This is a genomic window from Paraburkholderia sp. J8-2, from assembly GCF_905220195.1.
In the GTDB taxonomy this organism is placed as follows: domain Bacteria; phylum Pseudomonadota; class Gammaproteobacteria; order Burkholderiales; family Burkholderiaceae; genus Paraburkholderia.
Genome location: NZ_CAJMZA010000087.1, coordinates 1 through 1550 on the forward strand (window position 1 = coordinate 1; position 1550 = coordinate 1550).

Annotated in this window: 2 protein-coding genes; one reads left to right on the forward strand and one right to left on the reverse strand. The window is 59.3% G+C overall.

The genetic code is table 11. The features are described 5' to 3' along the window. On the forward strand, positions 1-267 hold a 267-nt coding region (locus tag U5A52_RS42855; protein WP_321940451.1), incomplete at its 5' end, for a hypothetical protein. Between the two features lie 191 nt (positions 268-458). Here the strand turns inward: U5A52_RS42855 and U5A52_RS42860 are convergent. Then, positions 459-1070 (reverse strand): 3'-5' exonuclease, encoded by a 612-nt coding sequence (locus U5A52_RS42860; protein WP_321940453.1) that lies wholly within the window; start codon positions 1068-1070, stop codon positions 459-461. Between the last annotated feature and the right edge of the window lie 480 nt (positions 1071-1550).

Genomic DNA, 1550 nt, shown 5'->3' on the forward strand with positions numbered 1-1550 from the left:
GAGGAAAGCGCCTTCTGGCAAGCCGTTTCTTCATCGCCAGCGAAGAAAGCCCATGACGTACACCCGATTTCGCAGCGGCCGCGCGTGAGAGCCGCGTCCGAACAGGAAGAACCGCGTAGTCCCACCGCCTGCACGCATCTGCGTATCGGTAAGGCAGGCAGCTACCCAGGTTACGGCGCTTTGCGGCTTCGCCGAACGGGACACGCGTGGCATCTCAGGACCACCTCAAGCAGCGCGCGGAACAAAAAGGCCGCCCAGGATGGTTGACTGCCCAGCTCCCAACAGACGTCCGCTCAAAAAGGCGGCTGTTCGCACGGACTGGAGAAAATGCTCGCCAGCCTGAGCGGGTGGTGCGCTCGATCAGCTACTGCGTCGTGAACACGACAACGCGACAGTGCCTCTGGAAGGCCTCACCCCACGGATCGAGGGGGCGGTCCAGGTTGTTCGGCGCAGTGGGCTCAGTCGTTAGACAGCGAACCCAGAAATGTCGCAACCTTCGCCTTGCTGGTTTTCTGCAATCGAGCCATGAGGGCGTGATCGATTCGCTTCAGCCCGTATGTTTGAGCGATGTCATGCTGCAACCGGCACCATAGATGGCTGGCGACCTCGGCGTCAACCATCGCCCGGTGAGCACGACCCGATTTCGGTAACCGAAGCATCTCCGCCAAGCTAGACAGGCGATGACTCTGGGCGTGTGGATAGACTCGCCTGGCAACGAGCATCGTGCAAGCAAATGAATGCTCCGCTGTCACTCCAAGAAGTCCCAGTTCTGCCTGCCAAAACCGCTTGTCGAAACCGGCGTTGTGGGCAACGACGGGATGGTTTCCAACAAACGCTGCAGATTCCCTCATGACTTTCGAGACAGGAGGAGCTGATGCGATCATGTCGTTCGTGATGCCGGTGAGAGCAACGACATCGGACGGGATGCGCCGTCCTGCGTTCATCAAGCTCTGGTAACGATCAACAATCTGGCCGTCACGCAGAAGGATGACGGCAATCTCGGTAGCGCGGTCGCCCAGATTGGGCGAAAGCCCGGTTGTTTCGAAGTCGAGTACCGCAACGGTTTGCATGTTTCTTTCGTTCACTAATCAGTTGGTGCCGTACTACGCACGCTTTCCCACGCCTGACGAGCCACCCTGGCAAGACGCCCCTATCCCGATGCCTGGCTGCATGGAGAACACCCTTGTACAAAGCCAAACGGAGCGCTTCGCTCTTTCTGGCCGTGAAGCTGATAACGCGCCTTTGTTTGTTCGCCCGGCTGCCGCTCAGGCCAGTTCGCCAACCAACGACACGCTCAGGCCTGGATTTTATTCGTGGCGACGCGCCCGGATCCGAGTGCGTTGAATGATTGGCGGGCGTATTCTACGACGCGGCCGGACTATTCGAATGGTGCCGCTGTAGGACCCTTGGGCACTCTAGTCGACCGTTTTGCGGCAAAGGCAGTAAATGAACCGCTGTATACCGCCCGATGGTGTGTGATGCTCCTCACGCTCCTGGCGAAGCAGCGTGAACGGCGCGCCAAATTCCGCGTGCAAGGCGTCGGGACTGTA

Excerpts from the sequence above, each read along its gene's own strand:
- U5A52_RS42860 (WP_321940453.1), bottom strand. The coding sequence starts at position 1,070 with ATGCAAACCGTTGCGGTACTCGACTTCGAAACAACCGGGCTTTCGCCC.